This window comes from Burkholderia sp. M6-3 (assembly GCF_050858985.1).
Lineage (GTDB): Bacteria > Pseudomonadota > Gammaproteobacteria > Burkholderiales > Burkholderiaceae > Paraburkholderia > Paraburkholderia caledonica.
This window is the reverse complement of record NZ_CP110091.1, coordinates 2,806,533-2,828,909: the sequence shown is the minus strand read 5'-3', so window position 1 is coordinate 2,828,909 and position 22,377 is coordinate 2,806,533. Positions and strand designations below refer to the sequence as shown.

18 protein-coding genes are annotated in these 22,377 nt (G+C 61.1%); 7 read left to right on the top strand and 11 right to left on the bottom strand.

Annotation, left to right across the window (positions count from 1 at the left end; genetic code table 11):
- From OH764_RS30265 to OH764_RS30255, 3 genes are read left to right on the top strand one after another with little or no spacing between them, the layout of a single operon-like run.
- The gene (locus OH764_RS30265) at positions 1-1,293 is read left to right on the top strand and encodes an ATP-binding protein (RefSeq protein ID WP_498849722.1); all 1,293 of its coding nucleotides are present in this window, start codon (positions 1-3) and stop codon (positions 1,291-1,293) included.
- The gene (locus OH764_RS30260; protein WP_498849038.1) at positions 1,290-2,096 is read left to right on the top strand and encodes an IS5 family transposase; all 807 of its coding nucleotides are present in this window, start codon (positions 1,290-1,292) and stop codon (positions 2,094-2,096) included. The genes OH764_RS30265 and OH764_RS30260 overlap by 4 nt, the downstream gene beginning before the upstream one ends.
- A 44-nt stretch (positions 2,097-2,140) precedes the next feature.
- Positions 2,141-2,506 (top strand): response regulator, encoded by a 366-nt coding sequence (locus OH764_RS30255; RefSeq protein WP_498849721.1) that lies wholly within the window; start codon positions 2,141-2,143, stop codon positions 2,504-2,506.
- A 93-nt stretch (positions 2,507-2,599) separates the two neighbouring features.
- Here the strand turns inward: OH764_RS30255 and OH764_RS30250 are convergent, their stop codons facing one another.
- Together OH764_RS30250 and tehA are read right to left on the bottom strand one after the other, a co-directional pair.
- Positions 2,600-3,700 (bottom strand): porin, encoded by a 1,101-nt coding sequence (locus OH764_RS30250; protein ID WP_498849720.1) that lies wholly within the window; start codon positions 3,698-3,700, stop codon positions 2,600-2,602.
- Positions 3,701-3,894: 194 nt separating this feature from the next.
- Positions 3,895-4,917, bottom strand: a complete 1,023-nt coding sequence (gene tehA / locus OH764_RS30245; RefSeq protein WP_498849719.1) for a TDT family transporter — start codon at positions 4,915-4,917, stop codon at positions 3,895-3,897.
- 351 nt (positions 4,918-5,268) lie between these two features.
- Here tehA and OH764_RS30240 point away from each other — a divergent pair, with 351 nt between their 5' ends.
- Positions 5,269-5,931, top strand: coding sequence for a biliverdin-producing heme oxygenase (locus OH764_RS30240; RefSeq protein ID WP_498849718.1), 663 nt, complete (start codon positions 5,269-5,271; stop codon positions 5,929-5,931).
- A gap of 18 nt (positions 5,932-5,949) precedes the next feature.
- The gene (locus OH764_RS30235) at positions 5,950-7,623 is read left to right on the top strand and encodes a sensor histidine kinase (RefSeq protein WP_498849717.1); all 1,674 of its coding nucleotides are present in this window, start codon (positions 5,950-5,952) and stop codon (positions 7,621-7,623) included.
- A gap of 100 nt (positions 7,624-7,723) precedes the next feature.
- Here the strand turns inward: OH764_RS30235 and OH764_RS30230 are convergent, their stop codons facing one another.
- From OH764_RS30230 to OH764_RS30195, 8 genes are all read right to left on the bottom strand, one after another.
- Positions 7,724-8,161 carry a response regulator gene (locus tag OH764_RS30230; protein ID WP_498849716.1) on the bottom strand — a complete coding sequence of 146 codons (438 nt, stop codon included), beginning with the start codon at positions 8,159-8,161 and terminating at the stop codon, positions 7,724-7,726.
- 4 nt (positions 8,162-8,165) lie between these two features.
- Positions 8,166-10,544, bottom strand: a complete 2,379-nt coding sequence (locus tag OH764_RS30225; RefSeq protein ID WP_498849715.1) for an ATP-binding protein — start codon at positions 10,542-10,544, stop codon at positions 8,166-8,168.
- A 165-nt stretch (positions 10,545-10,709) separates the two neighbouring features.
- Positions 10,710-11,525 (bottom strand): amidohydrolase family protein, encoded by an 816-nt coding sequence (locus OH764_RS30220; protein ID WP_498849714.1) that lies wholly within the window; start codon positions 11,523-11,525, stop codon positions 10,710-10,712.
- Entirely contained in the window at positions 11,522-12,529 is a 1,008-nt protein-coding gene (locus OH764_RS30215; protein WP_498849713.1) for a hydroxyacid dehydrogenase, read from the bottom strand. Before OH764_RS30215 ends, OH764_RS30220 begins: the two co-directional genes overlap by 4 nt.
- Positions 12,530-12,533: 4 nt before the next feature.
- Complete coding sequence (locus OH764_RS30210) at positions 12,534-13,613, bottom strand: LacI family DNA-binding transcriptional regulator (protein WP_020066778.1); 1,080 nt, start codon at positions 13,611-13,613, stop codon at positions 12,534-12,536.
- Positions 13,614-13,632: 19 nt separating this feature from the next.
- Positions 13,633-15,528, bottom strand: a complete 1,896-nt coding sequence (locus OH764_RS30205; protein ID WP_498849712.1) for a TRAP transporter large permease — start codon at positions 15,526-15,528, stop codon at positions 13,633-13,635.
- A gap of 15 nt (positions 15,529-15,543) precedes the next feature.
- Positions 15,544-16,575 carry a TRAP transporter substrate-binding protein gene (locus OH764_RS30200; RefSeq protein WP_498849711.1) on the bottom strand — a complete coding sequence of 344 codons (1,032 nt, stop codon included), beginning with the start codon at positions 16,573-16,575 and terminating at the stop codon, positions 15,544-15,546.
- Positions 16,576-16,841: 266 nt separating this feature from the next.
- The gene (locus OH764_RS30195; protein ID WP_498849710.1) at positions 16,842-17,060 is read right to left on the bottom strand and encodes a tautomerase family protein; all 219 of its coding nucleotides are present in this window, start codon (positions 17,058-17,060) and stop codon (positions 16,842-16,844) included.
- 497 nt (positions 17,061-17,557) lie between these two features.
- On the opposite strand from OH764_RS30195, the gene OH764_RS30190 reads away from it, so the two are divergent.
- Positions 17,558-17,983 carry a hypothetical protein gene (locus tag OH764_RS30190; protein ID WP_498849709.1) on the top strand — a complete coding sequence of 142 codons (426 nt, stop codon included), beginning with the start codon at positions 17,558-17,560 and terminating at the stop codon, positions 17,981-17,983.
- A 152-nt stretch (positions 17,984-18,135) separates the two neighbouring features.
- A complete protein-coding gene (locus tag OH764_RS30185) occupies positions 18,136-20,598 on the top strand; it encodes a hybrid sensor histidine kinase/response regulator (RefSeq protein WP_498849708.1) in 2,463 nt (820 codons plus the stop codon).
- A 150-nt stretch (positions 20,599-20,748) separates the two neighbouring features.
- Here OH764_RS30185 and OH764_RS30180 read toward each other — a convergent pair whose 3' ends face one another.
- On the bottom strand, positions 20,749-21,702 hold the full coding sequence (locus tag OH764_RS30180) for an IS5 family transposase (protein ID WP_498847679.1): 954 nt from the start codon (positions 21,700-21,702) through the stop codon (positions 20,749-20,751).
- Positions 21,703-22,377: the final 675 nt, after the last annotated feature.

The window sequence follows — 22,377 nt, the reverse complement described above, 5'->3', positions numbered from 1 at the left end:
ATGCGACACAGAATCCTCGCGACGCCCGTGAGTTCCAATCTGAGCCTCGTCACGGTGCGCGACCGTTCACGTCAGATCGGCGAACTGTTCGGCCTCGACAATTTGCAGCGCACGCGCTTTATCACCGCCGTCTCCGAGATTGCGCGCAACGCGGTGCAGTTTGCCGGCGGCGGCATGCTGACCTTTTTCGTCGGCGATGCCACTGACGCAGCGGAGACCCAGTGCGTGGTCGCGCAAATCAGCGACAACGGGCCGGGCATTCCCAATCTCGATGCGTTGCTGGTCGATCCCAGCGGTCGGCCCGGCGCCACCGGAGTGGGTATTCCGGGCAGTCAACGCATGGCGGATGGGTTCTTTGTGCAGTCGCAGGCGGGCAAAGGTACGACCGTAACGCTTGAGATGTTCCTGCCTCGGGGCACCGCACGTCTTTCCATGCGTGCGCTCGGCGCGCTCGTCGGCCAACTTACTCAGCGCAAAGCTCAGACGCCGGTTGAAGAACTCGAGCAGCAAAATCGCGAAATGCTTCTCGCGCTTGAAGAGCTTCGTCGCAAGCGCGCTGAACTCGAGGAAGCGGACCTCCGCAAGAACGAGTTCCTCGCCATGCTGGCGCACGAACTGCGAAATCCTCTGGCAGCCATATCGTTGTCGCTCGAACTGGAGGCGCGTGCTGGGACGGGCGAGTCCGGCCACACGTTTGCTGTGATCGCACGGCAGACGGCGCAACTGTCGCGAATGGTCGAAGATCTGCTCGACGTCTCACGGCTTACGCGCGGCAAGGTCGAATTGCAGACCGAGGTGGTACGTGTCGATTCGCTTATCGACGGCGGGATCGAGATGGCTCTGGCCGAAATCAAACGGCGCGGCCACACAGTAAGTATCGACTATCCGGCGGAGCTTGCCTCGGTTCGCGTAGATATCGCGCGGCTCAAGCAGGTGTTCAACAACATCATCCACAACGCGGCGCGATACACGCCACAGCCGGACACCATCGCGATTACGGTCACGAACGCGGACAGCGACGTGACGATTGCGATTACGGATCGCGGCATCGGCATCGATCCCGACATGCTGCCGCACGTGTTCGATCTCTTTGCTCAGGCGACGATTGGAATCGGCAGGCAGGATGCCGGACTCGGCATCGGGCTGACGGTCGTGGAGCGGCTCGTGAACGATCATGGCGGATCGGTGAAGGCGTACAGCGACCGCGTTGTCGTGTCGCTGCCGATCGTCCACGAAGAGGTGACTAGACGGTGTTATGAACTTTCGGCCAGACCTGGTATCCTGGCCGGATGAAAAAACGCAGACCCTATCCAACGGATGTGTCGGATGAAGAGTGGTACTTCGCTGCTCCGTACCTGACCTTGATGAGCAAAGACGCACCACAACGCAGATACGAATTGCGCGAAATGTTCAACGCTTTGCGCTGGATTGTCCGCGCGGGTGCGCCGTGGCGTCTGCTGCCCAATGACTTTCCGCCGTGGGAGACGGTCTATCAGCAGACGCAACGCTGGATTCAGGCGGGCTGTTTCGAAGCCATGGTCCATGACCTGCGCTCGATCATCCGGGTGGCGCAGGATCGTCGAGGTCAGCCCAGTGCAGTGATCCTTGATGGCCGGACGCTGCAATCGACGTGCGAGAGCGGACCGCGTGCAGGCTATGACGGGTACAAACGCAAGAAAGGCAGCAAGGTGCACATCGCGGTTGATACCTTGGGACAACTGCTCGCAGTGCATGTGACGCCAGCCAACGAACAGGAGCGCGCACAGGTTGGAGAACTGGCGCGGCAGGTCCAGCAGGTCACGGGGCAGACGGTCAAGGTAGCATTTGCAGATCAGGGGTACACCGGCGAAGAGCCCGCGCAGGCGGCACTCGACGAGGGCATTGAGCTTCAGGTCATCAAGCTGTCGGAGGCGAAAAAAGGCTTTGTACTGTTGCCACGTCGCTGGGTCGTCGAGCGCAGCTTTGGCTGGCTCAACCGCTTCCGCCGATTGGCCAGGGATTACGAGCGACTGCCCGAAACCTTGGCTGGCTTGCACTTTGTCGTGTTCTCCGTGCTTATGCTTGTTCACTTCGCATCCCTTAACAAAAGTGCATAACACCGTCTAGCGACGATCCTCTGACTCGCGCCGAAACGCCGTGGGTGAGCGTCGAGCACAACGTGCTGGTGGTCGACGACAACCGCGATTCGGCCGACGCCCTCGCTGCGCTGCTCGACATGCATGGGCACCGGTGCAAAGTCGCATACGACGGTGCGTCGGCGCTGCAACTCGCCGAGACCTTCCCGGCGACGGTGGGCCTGGTGGACCTCGGCCTGCCCGATATGTCGGGATTCGACGTGGCGAAGGCATTGCTCGCCAGGCCCGCGTTGGGATCGCTGAGGTTGATCGCTTTGAGCGGCTATTCGACTGCGCCGTTTCGAACCGAAGCAGCCGAGGCCGGGTTCAGCCATTTTTTCTCGAAGCCCGTAGCCATCGAGGAGCTTTTGCAGTTTCTGGCGAAGGGTTGAGTGTTCGCGTCGCCGCCATCATGCAGGCAGTGAAACCCGGTACATGAGCAGCCGTGCCGAGCTTCACTGGTCCGCCGGAAGCGGACCGGGGCGTCAGAAGATGTTGCGCAGGCCCACTGCAACGCCGGTCTGGTTGTTGCGGCCGGGGAAGTCGGCGGTTGCCGCACCGGTGCCGCGAATGAAGTCGACCGTTCCATACACTTCAGTGCGCTTGGACAGCGAGTACTCGGCGAGCAGTACGCCCGAGTAGCGGGTGCCGCGGCTCAGCGTGGTTTGATCCGCGTTCAGCGCGTTGCGCGAGTGGTCGTAATAGGTCGCGGCGGTCAACAGCAGCGGCGGTGTGACTTGCCACGTGGTGCCGAGGTAGAAGCCGTCGTCGATGCGATTGGTGTTGGTCACCGGCGTCGTCCAGCCTGCTGCCGGCGAGTTCGCCGCCGCCATGAAGAGGTCGACCATGCCGGTGTTGTCCTGCGCGTGCAGCCAGCCGGCGTATGCCTTGACCGTGCTGAATGCGTAGACCGCGCTCACGTTGACTACGTTGAACTTTCGGTTGTTCGCGTCGCTGTTCTGCTGGTAGCCCGCGTCGAGCGACAGGCCGCCATATGTGTACGATGCCGTCAGGCCGTACATGTTGTTCGCGCCGGTGCTGCCAGCCACGCCGCCGAAGCCATACATGGCTTCTACATTCAAACCACCGAACTGGCCGCTGTACTTAACCGAGTTGTTCTGACGCAGACCATAACCGAGTGCGCCCGGCAGCCATCCGTCCTGATCGTAGTTGCCGACCGTCAGCGGGTCATACACGTTGCCGAGCTGATCGAACAGCGGCGTGTTCTGGCGGCCGAACGTGATCGTGCCGTACTTGTTGCTGGACAAGCCGACATAGGCCATCCGGTTGAAGAGCGTGCCGGAGCTCGCGAGCTGACCGTTCCAGAGATTGAAGCCGTTCTCGAGCCGGAAGACCGCGGATAGACCGCCGCCCAGATCCTCGTCACCCTTCAGGCCCCAGCGGCTGCCGGTGATCGGGCCGACGCCCATTGCGACTTCGCTGTCGTTCTTTGCATTCGCATTGGTCAGATAGCGGATGCTGGTGTCGACGATGCCGTACAGCGTGACCGAGCTTTGCGCGAAAGCGGATTGCGCAGCGATGGCCAGAAGTGCACCGCCGATGGCGCTCGTGATGGTTCTATTCACCGGATTCCCCGTGTGCTTGTTTATCGAGCGAGCCCCCGTGTATGGTCGGTGGGCCCGCGGGCATAGCGCGTTCGTGGGCGCGGGCGTAATCATATTTCGACCAAATTAAACGGACGCTGACTTTCTGCGATCATGTCGTCCGGTTGCAACGGTGTGGGGTGCCGACACGTCAGCAACGGAACATCGCCGTCAGGCTAGCTCGCCCGTGTCACTCGCAAATCCGCCGGTGTTTGCAGTGCCGACTGAGCGCTCACAACGGGCGCCGCGGCCGGCGGAATCAGCTTGCCCCGCACCAGCAACGCAAGCGTCTTGAAGGCCAGAATCGCGATGATCACGTTGGCCAGAATGAACAGTGCTGGTGCAGCCCATTCAACGGCTCCTGCCGTGCCTCGTTCGACCATACGCAGCGCCATCGTCGGTAAAGCCGCTACACCGAAGCTGAAGGCCCAGTAACCAGGCACGAAAGCCTGTTGACGAATCCACGGCAGCAATCGCAACAGCAACAGTCCTTGATAAACCCCATATCCAAGCAGGATCAGCGCGAACAGATCAGGCGTGCCGCTCGTCAAGCCGAGGTAGGTCACGCCACCCACCACCGGCGGCGCGAGCTGAATGCCGAGCGTGGGACGCAGTGCTTCAGGCAGCGGTTCATGCACGGCTGCACGATGCAGAATCAGCGATTCGATGGCAAGCCAGGACAGCAAGCCCGCACCGAAAAAGAGCCCGCCAAGCTGATGAAAACCGAAGGCCGCCGCCGCCGTGCCCGCGACGAAACTCGGCGCTACTGTCGGCAGGTAAATGGCCGGCGTAACGAGTTCCGGCTTGCGACCGCCTTGCCAGAGTCGTCCATGCAGATACACGCCGAGTGCCAGTTGCGCGACCACGGCCACACCGAACAGCGCGAGTGCGAGGCGATATGCGTGCGGCTGCAAAAGCTGCGCGGCCAGCATGCTCGACACGGGCGCGAGCGCCGCGAATGACGACTGCACCGGATGCTGCATTTCCTCACGAGCCTCGGCAGTGCGGGTCAGCCACTTCAGCCCGTAGGCGGCGAGAATTGCGAGCCACACGACTAACGCGGCGACCGTCGTCAAGGTTCCAATGGCAGGCGGCAAGTGCCACAGCCTGATCGCCACGCGCCACAGGTTGGCGAGCGCGAGGGCGCCCACCGCGATACCGAAGAATGCAACGGGTACTGAGCCACGATTGGTGTCCATCACCGATCCTCCAGGAGTTGCGTCGCGCTAGACTGTTCGGCTTCGCGCGATCGATGACGTACTGTAGAACCGGGCCCGCAAACGCAGAACGCTGGGCGCGCTCAACAAATTGCGCAATCGTCTCAAGATGCGCAGCATGCGATCTGGTTTCGATCATGCGTTTCATTCGAGCGTTTGGCCCCGGTGCGCGAGTTGCGCGCTTGACATTAGCCCCTCTTCCAACTGATCATTTGATGCGCTACGCCCAGTTGTAATGGCACGCGTTCCTGCGCGGCGCCCATCGCACGCAGCGTCTCGTCAAGCCTGCCTCCCGTCATTCGCTTCAGCTATTTTCCAGTTTTCGCCAGCACGTTGACCCAAAAATCCGACATCGCCCGCCAGCCCACAGGTACAGCTAGTGGCCCGCACAAGGTGCTCACCGCATTGCGTGCAGCAACTTCGCAACGCCACGAATCGACTCACATCCTGATGCCGCTGACGGTCGACAGTGTCGCGCTCGGCGATTACGTCGCGCATCTGGTCATTCTTCGCGAATGGCTCGTACAACTCGAGGCCTGGCTAGCGCATTTCAGCGATGGACCTCAGACAGCGGCGGTGGTCCCAAAGCGGAATCGGGTCGCGTTGATCGATATGGATCTGGCTCACGTATCGGTAAAACTGGAACATCGCGCTGGTGCACAAGAAGTAAGTAGTACATGTTACTGGGCCGGCAGCAAGAGCGCCGCTTATCGTTGGGGCGTGTGCTATGTGATCGAAGGTTCGCAGTTGGGCGGCGCGGTTTTATACGAGCGCCTGAAAGAACGGCTCGCGCCTCATCCTCTCGGATACCTCAAGGCGGGCCGCGAGGCACTCGGTGTGCGTTGGCCGGCGTTCGTTCGCGCAATGTGCGCCGATGTCGATATGCAAACTGAAGCCAGTATCGAAGAAGCGTGCCGCGGCGCTTGCGACGCGTTTGACCGCCTCATCCAACTCGTGCCGCGTCCCGCCATGGCCACCTTCGCGGGCGGCGAATAACCGCGGGCGACACACGTAATGAATCGCTTCCAAGAGGACGGTCTAACGCCGTCGCACCCGCTCGACGCCGCGTCGGTCTTCGACCTGCTACCCGAGGCTTATCTGATTCTCAACCGGCACTACGAAATACAGCTTGCCAATGCACGTTATTGCGAACTGGTGAGCCAATCGTCGAGTGACCTGTTGGGCAAATCGATTTACGAGGTCAACCAGTTCGGTCCCCAGGAGCAACGCGAGGCCCGGCGCTCGTGGCTGGATAGCGTGCTGCTCGACCTCGCGCCTGGCGAGCCAAAATGGTCGGCGTTGTTCCGCTACGAGAGTCCGCGGCGCGCGCAGGATGCGGCGCGCGCCGCTGCGTCAGATCCGGATGGCTCTTCCGCGCAGCTTGCGCCACGTTACTGGAAGATCAAGGCGTCCCTGCTGGACTCGGCGCAAAGAGGCGGCGATATCGCTTTGCGCGTGAGCGAAGTCACCGACCGTGTCGACGAATACGAGCGAAATCAGCGCGAGCGCGCGAAGCTCCGTTCGCAGGCGCAGTTGCGTCTGTTGCTGGCGAAGGAAGCAACAGAGCAGTTGCGCGAGAACGAAGAACGCTTTCAACTCGCGCTTGCGTTTTCACAACTCGGTGCGTGGGAATTGGATCCGCGCACGATGCTCATCGACTGCACGGATCAGTGCAAGGCGAACCTGGGTCTGTCGCACAGTTCGGTGGTGACCGAGCAGCGACTCTTCGGCGAGATCGCGCATCCGGAAGACAGTGTCCGTTTGCGCGATGAAATGAATCGTGCCTTCGCCAGCCGTGAGCATTTCGAAGTGGATTTCCGCGTCGGCTGGGCGACTGGTTCCATCCGCTGGATCTTGGTGCGCGGCGTGGGACGATTCCTGCCCGATGGCGCGCTCAATTCGGTCATTGGATTTACCCTCGACATCACGACCCGAAAAGAAGCCGAGTTGGAGCAGCAGCAAATTGCGTTGTCGGAAAAGCGGGCACGCGAGGAGAGCGAGCGCCTCGCCACGGCGATGGACCATTTCGTCACGACAGTCAGCCATGAATTGCGCTCGCCGCTCGCCGCGATCGTATCCTGGACTCATTTGCTCGAGCGCACGAAAGACGCTTCGCAGGTAGCGCCGCGCGCCGCTGGCGTTATCAGCCGCAACGCGCGGCAACTCGCACATATGGTCGACGATCTGCTCGATAGCGGCGCCATTGTTACGGGCAAGCTGTCGGTCAATCTGAGCCCCGTCGATCTGGGTGCGCTCGCGGGCAACGTCGCAGAAGACATGCGTATGGACGTCGAGGCAAAAGGCTTGCGTCTCGTCGCCGACGATCTCGCATCGGTCACCGTGCTCGCCGATGAAAGTCGCATGAAGCAGGTTGTGTGGAACCTGTTGTCGAACGCGCTGAAGTTTTGTCCGACCGGATTCATCCAGCTATCCGTCACAACCGGTGCAGAACATGTCGAACTCGCGGTGCGCGATACCGGCGTGGGCCTGGATGAAAGATCGCTCAAGCAGATTTTCGAACGCTTCCAGCAGTTCGCCGGCAATGGTTCCGGACGCGTTGCCGGGCTCGGCCTAGGCTTGTGGCTGGTGAATAACCTGGTCGACCTGCACAACGGCACGATCTTCGCCGAAAGCGCCGGCCTCGGGCATGGCGCCACTTTCCGTGTCCGCCTGCCTGTGTATCGCTAAGCTGTGCAGCGCCTCTTTGGCTCACCATGGGCAGCGGGCGTGAACCGCACTATCAGCCACGCATTGAGCGTGAATGACACGCATGCGGGCGATGTATGCATCAGCGCGGAAGAGGCGGCGGTTCGTTGAGTACGGCCCAGAACACGCCAAGGTCTTTGATGGCGTCCATGAAGTCTTCGAACTGAACGGGCTTCACCACATAGGCGTTCACGCCCAGATCGTAGCTGCGTAGCAGATCGCTTTCTTCGCGCGATGAGGTCAGCATCACCACCGGAATGCGCCTGAGAGCTTCGTCGGCGCGTACAGTCTTTAGCACCTCGTGACCGTCTACCTTCGGCAACTTCTTGTCCAGCAGAATGACGGCCGGAATCTCCGCACCTCGGTCCGCCCACTGTCCCTCACGGCGAAGGTATTGCAACGCCTCTTCTCCGTCGCGCAACGACACGACCGGATTCGCAAGCCGCGTTTTTTCCAGCGCGATCAGCGTCAGTTCGATGTCGTTGGGATTGTCTTCAACCAGCAAAATTGGTTTTAGCACGCGTTCATTCTCCTTTCATCTTCGTTTGAGCTCTCCGACCAGACCGCGTCCGGTTGTGCGCCACCAAGTTGTCTGGGCGTGCCGCGGATAATGCCGGCGATTCTTCGTTCCCCGTTGCAACAGCCGCAAGCGAACGGGGCAGTGAGAATGTCACGGTTGCCCCTTTGTCCACTTCGCCGACCGCCCACGCCTCACCGCCATGACGTTCGACGATCCGCTTCACGGTCGCGAGGCCGATACCGGTTCCGCTAAATTCTTCCATGCGATGCAGGCGCTGGAAGACTTCGAAAAGTTTGCCGACGTAGGGCATGTCGAAACCGACACCGTTGTCTTTCACGAAGAACACGTCGTGGCCGGCTAGTGCATCTTCCCCTGCGTAACGGCCGATTTCGATTACAGCGGCATCGCGCGTCGCGGTGAACTTGACGGCGTTCTCGATCAGATTGCGCAGCACGACATGAATCAGCACAGGGTCGGCCGTAATCTGTCCGAGGTCGCCCACGTGCCACGTGATGTTGCGCTCGGACGCGTGCTTGAGTTCGTCGGCGATCAGGGAGTCGACCAGTTCCTTCACGTCGATCGGTTGCGGACGCAGCGCCGTGCGGCTCATCTGCGAGAACGCGAGCAGGTCGTCTACTAGCTCGCCGCCAAATTTTGCCGATGAAATGATCCGCTCGAGAAAGTGTTGGCCGCGCTCGGACAGCGCGCCGCTTTCCATCTGACGCAGCAGATCCGCGAAGCTGGCGATGTGCCGAAGAGGCGCCCGCAAATCGTGCGATACCGTATAGGAAAAACCTTGCAATTCCTCGTTCGCACGTCCGAGTTCGTGCGCGAGTTGCCCGAGTTCCTCGGCCCGGCGCAGCACGATGCCGAGCAAGGCAGTGCGGAATTCCGAAGCAATTTCCAGTTCGGCAGGGCGCCATGCGAGCGAGCGGTCGCGTACCGTGTCCGTCCACACGTCGAAGCTCTTGCGCGGAGACAGCGAAGGCGAAAGACTTGCGAGCTTTTCTCGCGGATCGCCCGCCCATTTGATTGTCTGAATGGCTTCCTTGCGGAACCACAGCACGTAATTCCGGAACAACGTCGAAATCGATACGGACAGCAGGCCGGCATAACCTGGATTGGCTGGCACGACCGGACAGGTGAACGCGAGTGCGTCGGTTTCGAACGTCTCCTGAGACTTGGTATCCAGCCATTCGACGAGCTTCCCGACATCCGCCTCGGATGGCGTGCTACCAATGAGCAGCACTCGACCGTCAACGACGATGGCTGCGCCGTCCGATGCGGTCAGTCCGAGGAAATCGCCAGGATCGTTGACGAGCGCGTCGGTAAAACTGTCTGCATCTGCCATTGCACCGAGAAGCCGCGTGAGGGTGCGGCGCAATTCGAGTCGGTATGCGGCTTCTGCATGTTCTTCTTTCGCTTCGACCTGCAACGACAGCACTTGTGCAATATGTTCGCACGCGGTGCGTACCTCGAAAGGCGGAACGCGCCCGCTATCGTGATGACAGGAGATCAAGCCCCACAGCTTTCCGCGAACTACGATGGACATGGACATGGACGACATCGTGTCCATGTTCCTCATGTACTGCACGTGTACAGGAGATACGCTTCGCAGCGAAGCGTAGGTCAGATCGGTGGGCTTGCCTGTCGACGGGTGCAAGGACGGCACGAGCGGCGCGGGCTGATATCCGGCGTCCGCAATCAAGCGGATGCGGTTGCGTACATAAAGCGCACGCGCCTGCGCTGGGATGTCCGAGCCCGGAAAGTGCTGGTCGATGTAAGACGCGTAACCTGGTTCGACGTGTTCTGCGATCACGTGACCGATACCGGCTTCGTCGAAGTTGTAGACGAGAGTGCGGCCGTAACCGGTGATGCGATGCACTTCGTCGGCGGCGAGCTGCGCGAGACACTCAATACTGTTCGCCTCTTCAAGGCGGTTGATGAATGTGCGCACGAGCGGATACATCGACGAAAACACGTCGCCGGTTCCCAGCGCCGGCTCGAGTTCGACGATCGCGACACCCTGGTAGCGATGCACGATAACGGCGAAGGGAGATGGCCGCCCGGATGCCGCTTCACCGCGCGGGTCGCTCATCGAACCAATGTAAAGCGGGATGCCGTCATCGACCTGCGAGGCAAGCCCGTTGACGATGCGGGCCGCCCATTCTTCGCCGAGAATGCTCGCGATCGAGCCGCCCAGTGTGTTCTCCGCCGGCGAGCCTGTCAGGCTCGCGATATTCGCGCTGACCTGCAACAACGTTCCGTCTGGGGCAATGCTGAACAGAAAGCCGTGCGGCTGGATGCCGCCTGGGATATGGATGGGTTCTCGCGCGCAGTCGACCTCAGCTGCCGATGAAGCGGAATAGGGCAGTTCTGCCATGCTTGCTCCGGAAACGGTGTGCTGTATTTTCGCATATTCGTTTCATCGGAACTTGAACTGCAGACCGAAAAGTATCGGCATATCGAGTGTGTTGTCGTGCCGATTCTCCGCGTTCGCAGTGTGCTGCTCTACGCACGACGATTGAACGGCGCGTTTAGATCTCGCCTAAAACCCGTACAACTCAGCCGGATTATCGACGAGCATCTTGCGGCGAACTTCGGCGCTTTCCGTGAGCCGCATCGTCCAGTCGAGCATGCGCACGTCGTCGGGCACGGGCTTTACGTTGGGATGCGGCCAATTCGATGCCCACACGCCGCGCTCCGGAAATCGGGTTGAAAGCGTGCGCACGAGCCACGACACGTCGTCGAAATCAGGCGAGCCGCTGCGCGAGCTTTCATAGGGCGCGGACAGCTTGATCCAGCAACGCGGACCGTCGAGCAGGCGGCACAACGACGCGAACCCTTCGCTTTCCGGTGTGACGGGCGCGAGAAACTTGCCGAGATGATCGATAACCAGATTCGACGGCAAGCTCGCCAGCATCGCTTCATGAGCAGGCAGCGTGTGCCCGTCGAGCTGCAGGTTGATATTCCATCCCATCGGTGCGATGCGCGCCGACATATCCTTGAGCACACTCCACGGCAGCACGCCGCCCGACAGCATCATGAAACGCACACCACGTATGCCGGCACCGTGCAGGCGCTGCAATTCGTCATCGCTGACGTCGGGCGGCACGACGGCGACGCCACGCGCACCGTCGCCCAACTGAGCGATGGCCGCGAGCGTGCAGCGGTTGTCGAAGCCGTACCCAGTCGGCTGCACGACGATCGCGCGCGACAAACCGAGCCCGCGTTGCACTTCGCGATATGTCGAAGCAGGTGCCGGCGGCGGCGTGAAGGTGGCGCTCGCCGCGAGCGGATAGCCTTCCTCGTACACGTGGATATGGCAATCGCACGCGCCTTCGAAGTCGATTGGAGATGTCATCCGGCGTCCGTCGGCATGGCAAAGCCCGAGAGGCGATACGCGTGCGCCGCATTCACGGCGCCCGCAGGCATGCGGCCCTGAAACAGTGCTTGGGTTTGCGCGACGGTTTCCATCGATTGATGCTCGATGGCGCCCGGCGTCAGTCCGCCAATGTGCGGCGTCGCGATCACGCGTGGATGGGCTGCCAACTCAGGTGATGGCATCTGATCCGCCGCGCGGCCTACGTCGAGCGCGCATCCTGCCAGATGACCACACTCCAGCGCGGCGAGCAGAGCGGCGTCGTCGACCAGTTCGCCGCGGGCCGCGTTGATGAAGTACGCGCCAGCTTTCATCGACGCGAAGGTCTGCGCGTTCATCAGATTCGCAGTCTGCGGCGTAGCGGGCGCAAGGCAGACGACGAAGTCCGACTCCGCGAGCAGATCGTCCAGGCCGACTTGCTGCACATGCGTGTCGTCGATCGTCGCATACGGATCGGACACGATCACGCGCATGCCAAAGGCCGACGCGAGAGGACACAGGTAGCGCGATATCTGTCCATAACCAATCACGCCGAACGTGCTGCCGCGCAACTCGCGGCCCATCTTCGGGGCAGGCGCTTCATGCCGGTGATACGCCTCAGCATACGCGGTGGTTCCTCGCGCGAGATCGAGCATCGCGCCGATCACCCACTCGGACACGGCCGGTATGAAGCCTGCGCTCGCCTGCGTGACGAGCACGCCGAGTTCGCTCGCGGCATCTACATCGACTGTACGGATATCCACGGCGCAGCGCACGAAGGCGGCCAGCTTCGGCAGCGCTTCGAACAAGGCGCGCGGCGCCGGTGTCTGCCGGTAGGCGATGATGACATCGGCCTCGCGCGCGGCGTCGGCGAGTTCAGTGAGCGTCAGCTCGCGATCTTCGGAGTTGTACGTGACGTCGGCGAACTTCGCCAGCGCCGCCGCGGCGCGCGTGCCGAAGTAATGATCCAGCATGTGCCGGGGATGACTCACGAATACCTTGTTCATGTCCTTATCCTGTCTTTCTGGCTTGCTTCGCTTTCGCCGCGGTTTTGCCCGGGCGCGCGACCGACTCGCGCTCCACGAGCGTGATATCCGTGAACAGCGCCTGCTCCGATGCAGGCATGGGTTCGTCGTGCGGACGCATCGCGCGCTCCACCATCGCGGCGGCCATCGCCGGCACCGGAAGTTGCACGGTCGTGAGCGCGGGGTTTGAAATCGCCGCGAGGAAATGCCCGTCCATGCCGACGATCGACACGTCTTCCGGCACACGTAGTCCGCACTCGCGCAGGCCTGCCATGAGGCCAAGCGCCATCAGGTCGTTGACCGCGACAATGCCGGTCGGGCGCGCGTCGTCTTGCGAGAGCAGGCGCGCGAGCGCGCGACCGTTCTCAGCGATCATGGAGTCGCCGTATTCGTTCACCGGGCCGCTGTCGAGCACGCGCGCCTCCTCTGATAGCCCCGCCTCCTGTGCTGCCGAGAGGAACCCGTTGATCTTGTCGCGGCGGCTCATCGTCACACCGGTCAACGTTGCAAAGGCGAGCCGCGCGTGGCCGTGCGCGATCAGATGGCGCGTCGCGATGCGCGCTGCTTCGAAGTTGTCCGGCGTGACGTGTTCGACGCGCGTGGTCTCACCTTCGGTCGCGCGGCGGTCGTAACTGACGACGACCATGCCGCGTTCGACGGCGGTTTCCAGATGGCGCTCGTTCGCAAGCGACGAGATGACGATTACGCGCCGCACGCCTTGCGACAGCAGGTCTTCGAAGAACGACGCTTCCTTCGCCGGATCGCGATACGTGTTGCCGATCATCACACGGTAGCCGTAGCGCTCCTGCGCGTACGTTTCGACCTCGCGTGCGATGTAGCCGTACATCGGATTGGCGATGGACGGCACCAGCAGTCCAATGAGCGGCGTCTGTCCCGTCTTGAGCTGACGGGCGAGCGTGCTCGGCCGATATTGCAGCGAACTCATCGCGGCCCGCACGCGCGCGAGCGTTTCCTGACGCATCTGATCGGTGCGGCCGTTGAGTACGTTGGATACCGTGCTCACGGATACACCGGCTTCGCGGGCGACATCCTGAATGGTGCTCATAAGGTTTTGCATCTGCCGGCTACAGGCCGAGCCGGGTCGGCAACCACAACGAAAAGGATGGCACCAGCACCAGGACCACCAGTGCAATGCACAGCACCAACAGATATTTGAGCATAGGACGCGCTACAGCCTTCATTTCCGTGCCGGTGATGGCGCACGTGGCAAATAGGCCCAGGCCGACCGGCGGCGCGAACAAACCCAGGCCCATTGCGACGACGATCACCGTGCCGAAATGCAGCGGGTTGATGCCGAGCTGCGTGGCGATCGGAGTAAGCAGCGGGCCGAAGATGATGAGCGCGGGTGCGCCTTCCAGCACCGCGCCGAATACGACCATGATCAGCACGGAAAGCAGCAGGAACATCGTGGGACCGTATTGATGCGCGAAGGCGATCATCGAGTCGGAGACGAGCGCGGGAATCTGCTCGATGGTCAACGCGAACGACACGCTGGAGGCCGCCGCGACGATGAACAGAATGCTGCTCGCCATCGATGCCGAGCGAACGAATACCCGTGCCACCGATTTCGGCGTGAGTTCGCGAAAGGCCAGCCAGCCGACGATAAGCGCATAGACCACGGCGAATGCGGACACTTCGGTCGACGTCGCGATACCCGACGTCACGCCCTTGCCGATCATGGTGATCATGACGAGTGCGACCAACGCGCCGCCGAGCAGCGGCATCCACGCGCGAGGATTGGTGAGCGCATCGGCGAGATTGATGCGGCGCCCGAAAATCACCGCGACGATCGCCAACGCCACGGCAAGGACGGCTGCCGGCACCACGCCCGCCAGGAACAGCCCCGCGATCGATATGTTCGCGACGAAGCCCATGATGATCATGTTCACGCACGGCGGAATGGTTTCGGCCATCACGGCGCTGCAGGCGAGCAACGCTGCGGCTTCGTTCGGATCTTCCTTGCTCTGGCGCACAGCCGGCATCACGACACCGCCGACGGCCGCGATATCCGCGAGCTTTGAACCGGATACACCGGAGAAGAAGGCCGTCGCCATGATCGTGATGAGCCCGAGGCCGCCGCGCACGCGCCCGAATATTCGCAGCAGCAGTTCGATCAGTCGCGACGACATGCCATTGGTTTCCATCAGCAGGCCGGCTAATACGAAAAACGGAATGGCGAGCAGCACGAAATGGTCGGTGCCGGCCATTACTTGTTGCGAGTAGACGAGCATCGGCAGCGACGGGTCCGCGAGGAAATACAGCAGCGCCGAGAACGCGAGCACGAAGCCGATCGGCACGCCGAGCACCAGTGCGCCGACGAAACCGGCTATCAGCAGCGAGCCGGGCTTGATCGCATGAGCGGGCACCGAGGCGTTCCACGCGAACACCGCCGCTGCGAGCAACAGGCAGCCGATCAATGTGCCCAGCACGGTCTTGCGCGCGCCGTTCACCGCGTTGGCGAGCGCGAAGATCGTCATGAATACGCTGCCAATGACGAGTGGATAGACGTTGATCCATGCGGGGAGGCCGCTCGGCGTCATCTGACCGTACGAATCGACCAGCAGCAGGCACGACGACACGCAAAGATTGCCCGCGACGCCCACGATCACCCAGTGCCCTACATGAACGAGCGCAGGTTGCCAGCGCTTTGGCAGCATGCCGCGGAACAGGTCGACGCCCACGTGCTGGCTGCGCGCAAGCACCGTGGCGGCGCCGAAGAACACCAGCACGATCATCAGCGCGCCAGCCACTTCCTCGGCCCAGTCGAAAGGATCGTGCAGGAAATAGCGGTAGATCACGGAGAGGAACACCACGAGCACATCGGCCGCGAGCACCGCCGCGCACAGGTATTCGATCCAGCGCATGAGGCGGGCGAGGCCGCGCGCGAGCATGGTCTCATGGCCGAAGCCCGGTGCGGCGAGTTGCGTTTCCGGCCTGGGCGTCGCGGAGAATGTGGTCATGGCGTGCCTGCCTCGTTAGCCGCGCGCTGCGGCGATTGCGCTGAAGAGCGGCGCGGTCGAGGGATACTGCTTCGAGAAGCTCGCGTACAACTGCGACTGCATTTCGCCGCGCGCGGTATCGCGGTCGGCCTTCGACATCGGATAGAACGTCATGCCGCGCTTTTTCAACTCCTGCTCGGCGCGGGCAGCCGTTTCGATGGCTACGGTGCGTTGCTTCACCGTCGCGTCTTGCGCCGCTTTCTGAAACGCGGGACGCAAATTCTCCGGAATCTTCGCCAGCGCACGGCGGCCCATCGCGACGACGAGCGGGCTGAATACATGCTGCGTCTGCCAGCACGACTTCACGACTTCGTCGTACTTGCTGGCAAGCACGGTCGCGCAGTCGTGCTCGAAGCCATCGACGACGCCTGTTTGCGCGGCCATGTACAACTCGCCGATCGGAATGGGCGTCGGTACTGCGCCCATCAGCTTGAAGGTTTCCATGAAGGCGGGCGTGGGCAGCACGCGCAGCTTCACGCCCTTGATGTCGGCAAGCGATTGCGTGGGCTTCTTCGTGAACACGTTGCGCGCGCCGAACGAATAGCCCCATGTGACGACCGAGCAGCCCGCACGCTGTTGCAGCATCGTGTCGAACGTTTTGCCGACGGTGCCGTCCATCGCGCGCCCGACATGGTCGAAGCTGTCGAACACATAGCCCAGATCGAGCATGCCCAATTCCGGCAACACGGTCGCCCAGATCGACGAGCCGGTGACCATCATGTCGACGGCGCCGACCTTCACCTGCTGCACCACGTCGCTTTCCTTGCCGAGCTGGTTGTTCGGGAAGTAGTCGATCCGGATCTGATCGCCGACGCTCGCTTTCAGGTTCGCAGCAAGGTTTTGGTACCACACGTAATGCGCGGCGTTTTCGTTGGGGGGCATGGACGACGACAGCCGCAACGTAGCGGCGGGCTGCGCACGCACGATCGCGGGAAACCCCGCGCCCGCGGCTGCAAGCGAAGCTGCCGAGGCCGTCTGAAGGAACCGTCGCCGGGAAATGGAATGCATGGTGTTGTCTCCTGGATGCCGCTTTGAGCGCGGACGAGTTTGTCGGGCGCGGCGAGAAAGAACGCGCCTCTGTATCGATTTAGTGTATCGATACAGTAAATCGCGGCATCGCCGGATCAAATGGGCGTTTACCCGGGTGCATGCGGTGGTTCACCGTGAGGCAGGGCGCGCGGGCACACCGCATAAAACGACCGCGACGCGGCCATGAACAAGCGGCTCCCGGCTCCCGATGGTCAACGCCGTATCAGGCTGCACCGGAACGACAGCTATTTCGACTTCGGACCGAGGCCCATTTTTTTGAGCGTCAGAGTTTCGTCGGCGCGACCCCATCCTCCGTCGGCAACTTCCTCGACGAGAACCATGGAATACGGACGGACACTTTCGCCGAAGTATTCGACGAACATCGCCGTGGTGCGATGGATGATCTCTTCCTTGCGCGCGTGATCCAGAATGCCTTCCGGGAACTTGTAATTTGCAAACGGCATAGTGCTTCTCCTGTAGATACCTCGTTGACGAGGCGCATGTTGTGGCACCGGGGCGGTCCGGCATGACTGACCGCATTTTTGTCGTTGCCCGTCTTGAGATAAAGAGTGGCAGATGGACAACTGCATTCGAGGTCGATCAATAATGAGTGAGCGAAGGGGCTGTAGACGGGCGCGGTGTTGCTTGCTGCCCAACAGTGCGTCACCTGGAAATCGCTGTAAGTCGGTTTAGCTCCGAAAGCGGTGTCGTCGAACGATTCGTTGCATCGTCAAGGAGCATCGCTGCACGCCGGGCGGACCGACGCTGCACGGTGCCGAAAACGCGGGTAATGGGCGGTTTGTCGATGCATGAGCGCAAATGTTTGCCCGGTTGCGACGGACGATAGTGAGTCGGTACAAATAATGCTGACGCATTTGCAGCCAGGTCGGTTGCATGCAGTTATCGTTGATGCAAGACAAGGACTACAACCGGGGTAACGATGACTTTGAACAAGTACCCAATGCGACTCTTTTTATGGCTGCTGACGCCCGCCCTTTTTTTGTCCACACCGGCATTCAGTCATGCACTGGATCAGGAAATGGCATGCGAGGGCACGCCCCATGACTTCGTCGAGGGACTGGTCAATCTGCAATCGATTGAGACGCCAGCCAACCGCGTTCAGCCGGATTCAGTCAACGCGTTTCGCCCGACCCGCGGTGCACATCTGACTGCGTTCGGTTTCCGCGTGAAGGCGATCTTTGGATATCAGCCCGGCGATCCGCTTTTCGAGGCCGGCACCGGCAAGCCAGCGTCCGCGCCGCTCTATGGCGTGGTCGTGTTCGGTTCGTCCGAGTCGGTGCAGCGGGAACTGGCTGCGGCGGGCAGCCATGCCGTCATTCATTCGGTGATTCCGATGGTGCTAACCGCAATTGTCTGTGCGCAATGACACATGACGAAGCGCCGCGCCTGGCCAGCTCGACCGGCGGCTGATACGTTCAATCATGCCAGCGCCAACGGCACCCGCGAACGCGTTGTGCAAGCGGTGGAGACCGTTGAGCAGGCAACTTTTGAAAGATTTCGATTGCGGTGGAACTGTGTATGTTTGCTAACACTAGAGCATTGGCTGTCGCGCTATTAGACGCGAACCCCGCTGCGTGTGCAGTGCTCGCTCGTGACTTGACCGTAATTGAAGCTAACGTCCGTTTCGGCGACCTGTTCGACTACCGCCCGTCACCGTCGGTGCCCACCAGTCTTGTTTCTCTCGTCATCGAGAAGCTGCCGGTTCTGTCGAGGGAGGCGTCGCGAGCAAAACTTCTGGCGGCCGCGGCCCGAGCATTTGAAGAAGGTCGCGCGCAGAGCGTCGTCGTTGGCGACGCTGTGATCGATGCGGACGTCACGCAGGGTGCTGCCGGTTCTAAGTCGGGCATCACGTGGCGGATCGAATTCAATCCTCTTGCCGTGGAAGATGCGGTCGGCATGGCGCCGGCGATGGTGGTGCTGGTGCAGTCCAAAGACGCCGCGGGCGACGTTTCAGCGGCAGGCAGAAAGTTAGAGGGCACTGCCGCGTCCGGGAACGATGACGCTTCGACGGCGACGTCGGATGTCGCCGCCCGTGACGATTCGGAACTGCGTCGATTGCTGTTGGAGGCCCGATATCACGCGCTGGTGAAGGTGGCCAGCTCGGCGGCCTACGTGTGCGACGCCATGGGCAGGTTCGTGGTGCCGCAACCTTCGTGGGAAAGCTATACGGGGCAGCCTTGGGAGAAGCACCAAGGTTATGGGTGGGCCGAAATGATCCATCCGGACGATCGGCTCGCAGCGCAGACAGCGCTGAACAAGTCTCTCGAAACAGACGGGCCATATCGCGCGGACGTCCGGCTGTGGCACGCCGCATCTTCGACATACAGGCGTTGCCAGATTCGCGCGGCGGGCTCGCATGACGAACGCGGCGCGATCTACGAATGGGTGGGGATGATTACCGATGTCGAAGAAACGCTAATCAACGCGCAAAGTCTCACGGAAGAACGCGAGCGTCTTGACCTGTCGATCCAGGCAGCCGAAATCGGCACGTTCCATTGTCCGATCCCACTGGACCGGATCATCTGGAACGTCAAGTGCAAGGAGCACTTCTGGCTGCCTGCAAACGCCGAGGTCGGCTTTGACCTGTTCTACGCAAGGATTCACCCGGACGACAGGCAAAAAACGCGGGACGCTGTCGAGAAGGCGGTCAACGAAGGTGTCCCCTACGACATCGAATATCGAACTGCTTCGCCATCGGGCGATATCCGGTGGATTCGTGCCAAGGGAAAAACACATGTAGACGAAGCGGGTCGGCCGCTGCGATTCGACGGCATCACCATCGACGTTTCTTCTCACAAAGCGCTTGAAATGGAGCGCGACCGGCTTCTGACAAACGAGCGGCTATTGCGGTTAGAGGCGCAACATGCCAATCAGCTCAAAGATGCCTTTCTTGCTACGGTGTCTCACGAGTTGCGAACGCCGCTTAATGCGATGCAATCGTGGCTCTATCTTCTACAACACGAAAACACCGGTCCCGAACTCATCGCGCGCGGCATCGAGGCGATAGATCGCAACGTCGAACTGCAAACGCGGCTTGTCGACGACCTGCTGGACCTCAGCCGGATCGCCGCCGGCAAGCTGTTCATCAATTCGAGCGAGGTGGACCTCGTGCCGCTGCTCGTCGCCGAGATCGGTGACGTTGAGTTGGCTGCGCGCGCTAAAGGAGTTGAGATCGTGCCGCGGCTCGCAGACACGTTGCTCGTGGAGGGCGACCCGCTCCGGCTGCGCCAGGTGTTTTCCAATGTACTCAGCAACGCGCTGAAATATTCGAAGGCAGCAGGGAAAATCGATATCGTTGCCACTCGCGCCGGCAACTGGGCAGAGATACGGGTTGAGGACAATGGTGCGGGAATTCCCGCTTCTTTCATCAACCACGTATTCGAGCCATTTGCCCAGGCTTCACAGGCGACGACACGCCGCTTCGGCGGGCTCGGTATTGGTCTCGCAATCGCGAAGAGCATCGTGACGCTGCATGGCGGATCGATCACGGCCCATAGTGAAGGCGACGGGCGTGGGAGCACTTTCGTCGTTCACATTCCTTTGCTTGCCGAAGATAGAGAACCACCGGCTGCACCGCCGCTGACCGACATAGTGACATCGTCCCGCGACGAGGCGCTCGCCGGCATCAGCGTGCTCCTCGTCGAAGACGAAGCGGACGTGCGCGATGCGATGCTTGCCGTGCTGGAGTCCGCTGGAGCCGCGGTGCGCGGTGCCGAATCGGCGCCCGAGGCGCGTCGGCAGATCGATGCCGGACAGTTCGACGTGATTCTTTCAGACATCGGCATGCCGGACGAAGACGGCTATTCACTTATCCGCTCACTGCGGCAGCGGGCCAATCAAACGCCGGCGATCGCGGTGACGGCTTTCGGGCGTCCGGAAGACAGGGCTCGTGCATTGCAGGCCGGCTTCGACCTGCATATGCCGAAGCCCGTCGAGCCGATGAGTCTCTTCAGGGCCATTCGGGAATTGCTCCGGATTTAGGGAAGGTCTGCACAACATGTTTTCATGTGCGCCGATCTTTTTTCACGTTGGGCGTATCGGCCGCAGAGTCTGCCAGCAGGTTGATCGTGCGGCTTTTGAAGCATGATGACCTTCGTTTGCCGAGATTCACGGCCTGATGCGCCGGGCGTTTCACGCTTTGTTTAAAGCCTTGCGCGCCATCCAGAGGTTGCCCAGCGCAAACAGTGTCGTGATCTGCGCGGTGTTCTTCACCAATCCTCGGTAGCGGGTCTTCGTGTAACCAAACTGCTGCTTGAGCACGCGAAACGGATGTTCAACCTTGGCGCGCACGCCAGCCTTCAGGCGCTCAATCTGGTTGTATATCGCGTCCAGACGATTGGTCAGGTCCAGTTGTCGACGCTTGCCCGGTCGCATCGCGACATGCCAGCGTACCGGGTTCGCCTGACATCGCTTTTCTATACCCTGATATCCGGCGTCAGCGTACACATCCTTTTCCTGGCCGTGCAACAACGCTTCGGCCGCATTGATGTCGTGCACGTTGGCTGCCGTACCAATGACGGTGTGGACCAGCCCCGACTCTGCGTCCACGCCGATGTGCGCTTTCATCCCGAAGTACCATTGATTCCCTTTCTTCGTCTGATGCATCTCCGGGTCCCGTTTGCCAGAGCCGTTCTTTGTCGAACTCGGTGCGCTAATCAAGGTCGCATCGACCGCTGACCCTGCCTTCAACATCAAGCCTTTTTCACTCAGGATCTCATTGACCAGGGCGAGCATCTGCGCGGCCAGTCCGTGCGTTTCGAGAAGGTGGCGGAACCGCAGAATCGTGCTTTCGTCTGGCAAACGCGTCATACCTTCGTCCAGCCCCGCAAACTCACGGTACAGCGGCACGTCATAAAGCGCCTCTTCCATCGCCGGGTCCGAAAGCCCAAACCACTGCTGCATGAAGTGAATCTGCAGCATCGTCGCAACCGGAAACGGCGGCCTTCCAGTCTTACCCTTCGGATAGTGCGGTTCGATCAACGCAATCAACCTCGACCATGGCACAACGCGCCTCATCTCATCGAGAAATTCCCGCTTGCGCGTGCGTTTCGTTGAAAGATCCAGGCCAAGACCGAGCTGTGTCATCGAGGAACTCCTTTAATTCCCGTTCTTCCAGGATAGGACAACCAGACTTCGACGCCAGGACTTTTGCAGACCATCCTTAGATGCCCAGTGACGTGGGTTGAAGCGTCCCGAGAGCGGCGCACGCTACGAGCGTGACCGAGGTCCTGCGTGCGCGCGCCGCTCTTCTTCACGTGTGGATCGTTGTGCGCGTCGTTCTCTCGCGGCCTTTTTCTCGGCCGCACCCTCCGCTTCTGCATGAGCGTCGCCGATTACCTTGCCGATCGCTTCCTTCACCGAGCCTCGCGCTTCACTGGTCTGAGCCGTCCTTCCTCGTGGGTGGTCCATTTTTGTCTCCCGTCTTGCGTCCATCAAAACCATTGTCTTTCATAAGGTAAGGAAGAGCGGCGCCTGGAAAGTTCCCGACCGACGTTCGGATCGGGACTTTGCCGCTAAGAGGGGCAAATCATTTCCTGTCAACATGCAATTGCCCCCATGCTTTGGGTGCATTTGCGGCTACCGGTCGGTAAATACATCCCTGATAATCTCGCGATAGCGAACGCGTCCGGATGGCCCTGTCCGCACGTTCTGCATGTTGCTGCCGCATATGCCGTTCGGGACGATTTCCATGGCGTGTGCGCGACCGAGGCGGTTGCAACCGGCGAGTTCGCCGGTGCGCCGCCGCGGGCGCTTTCGTCC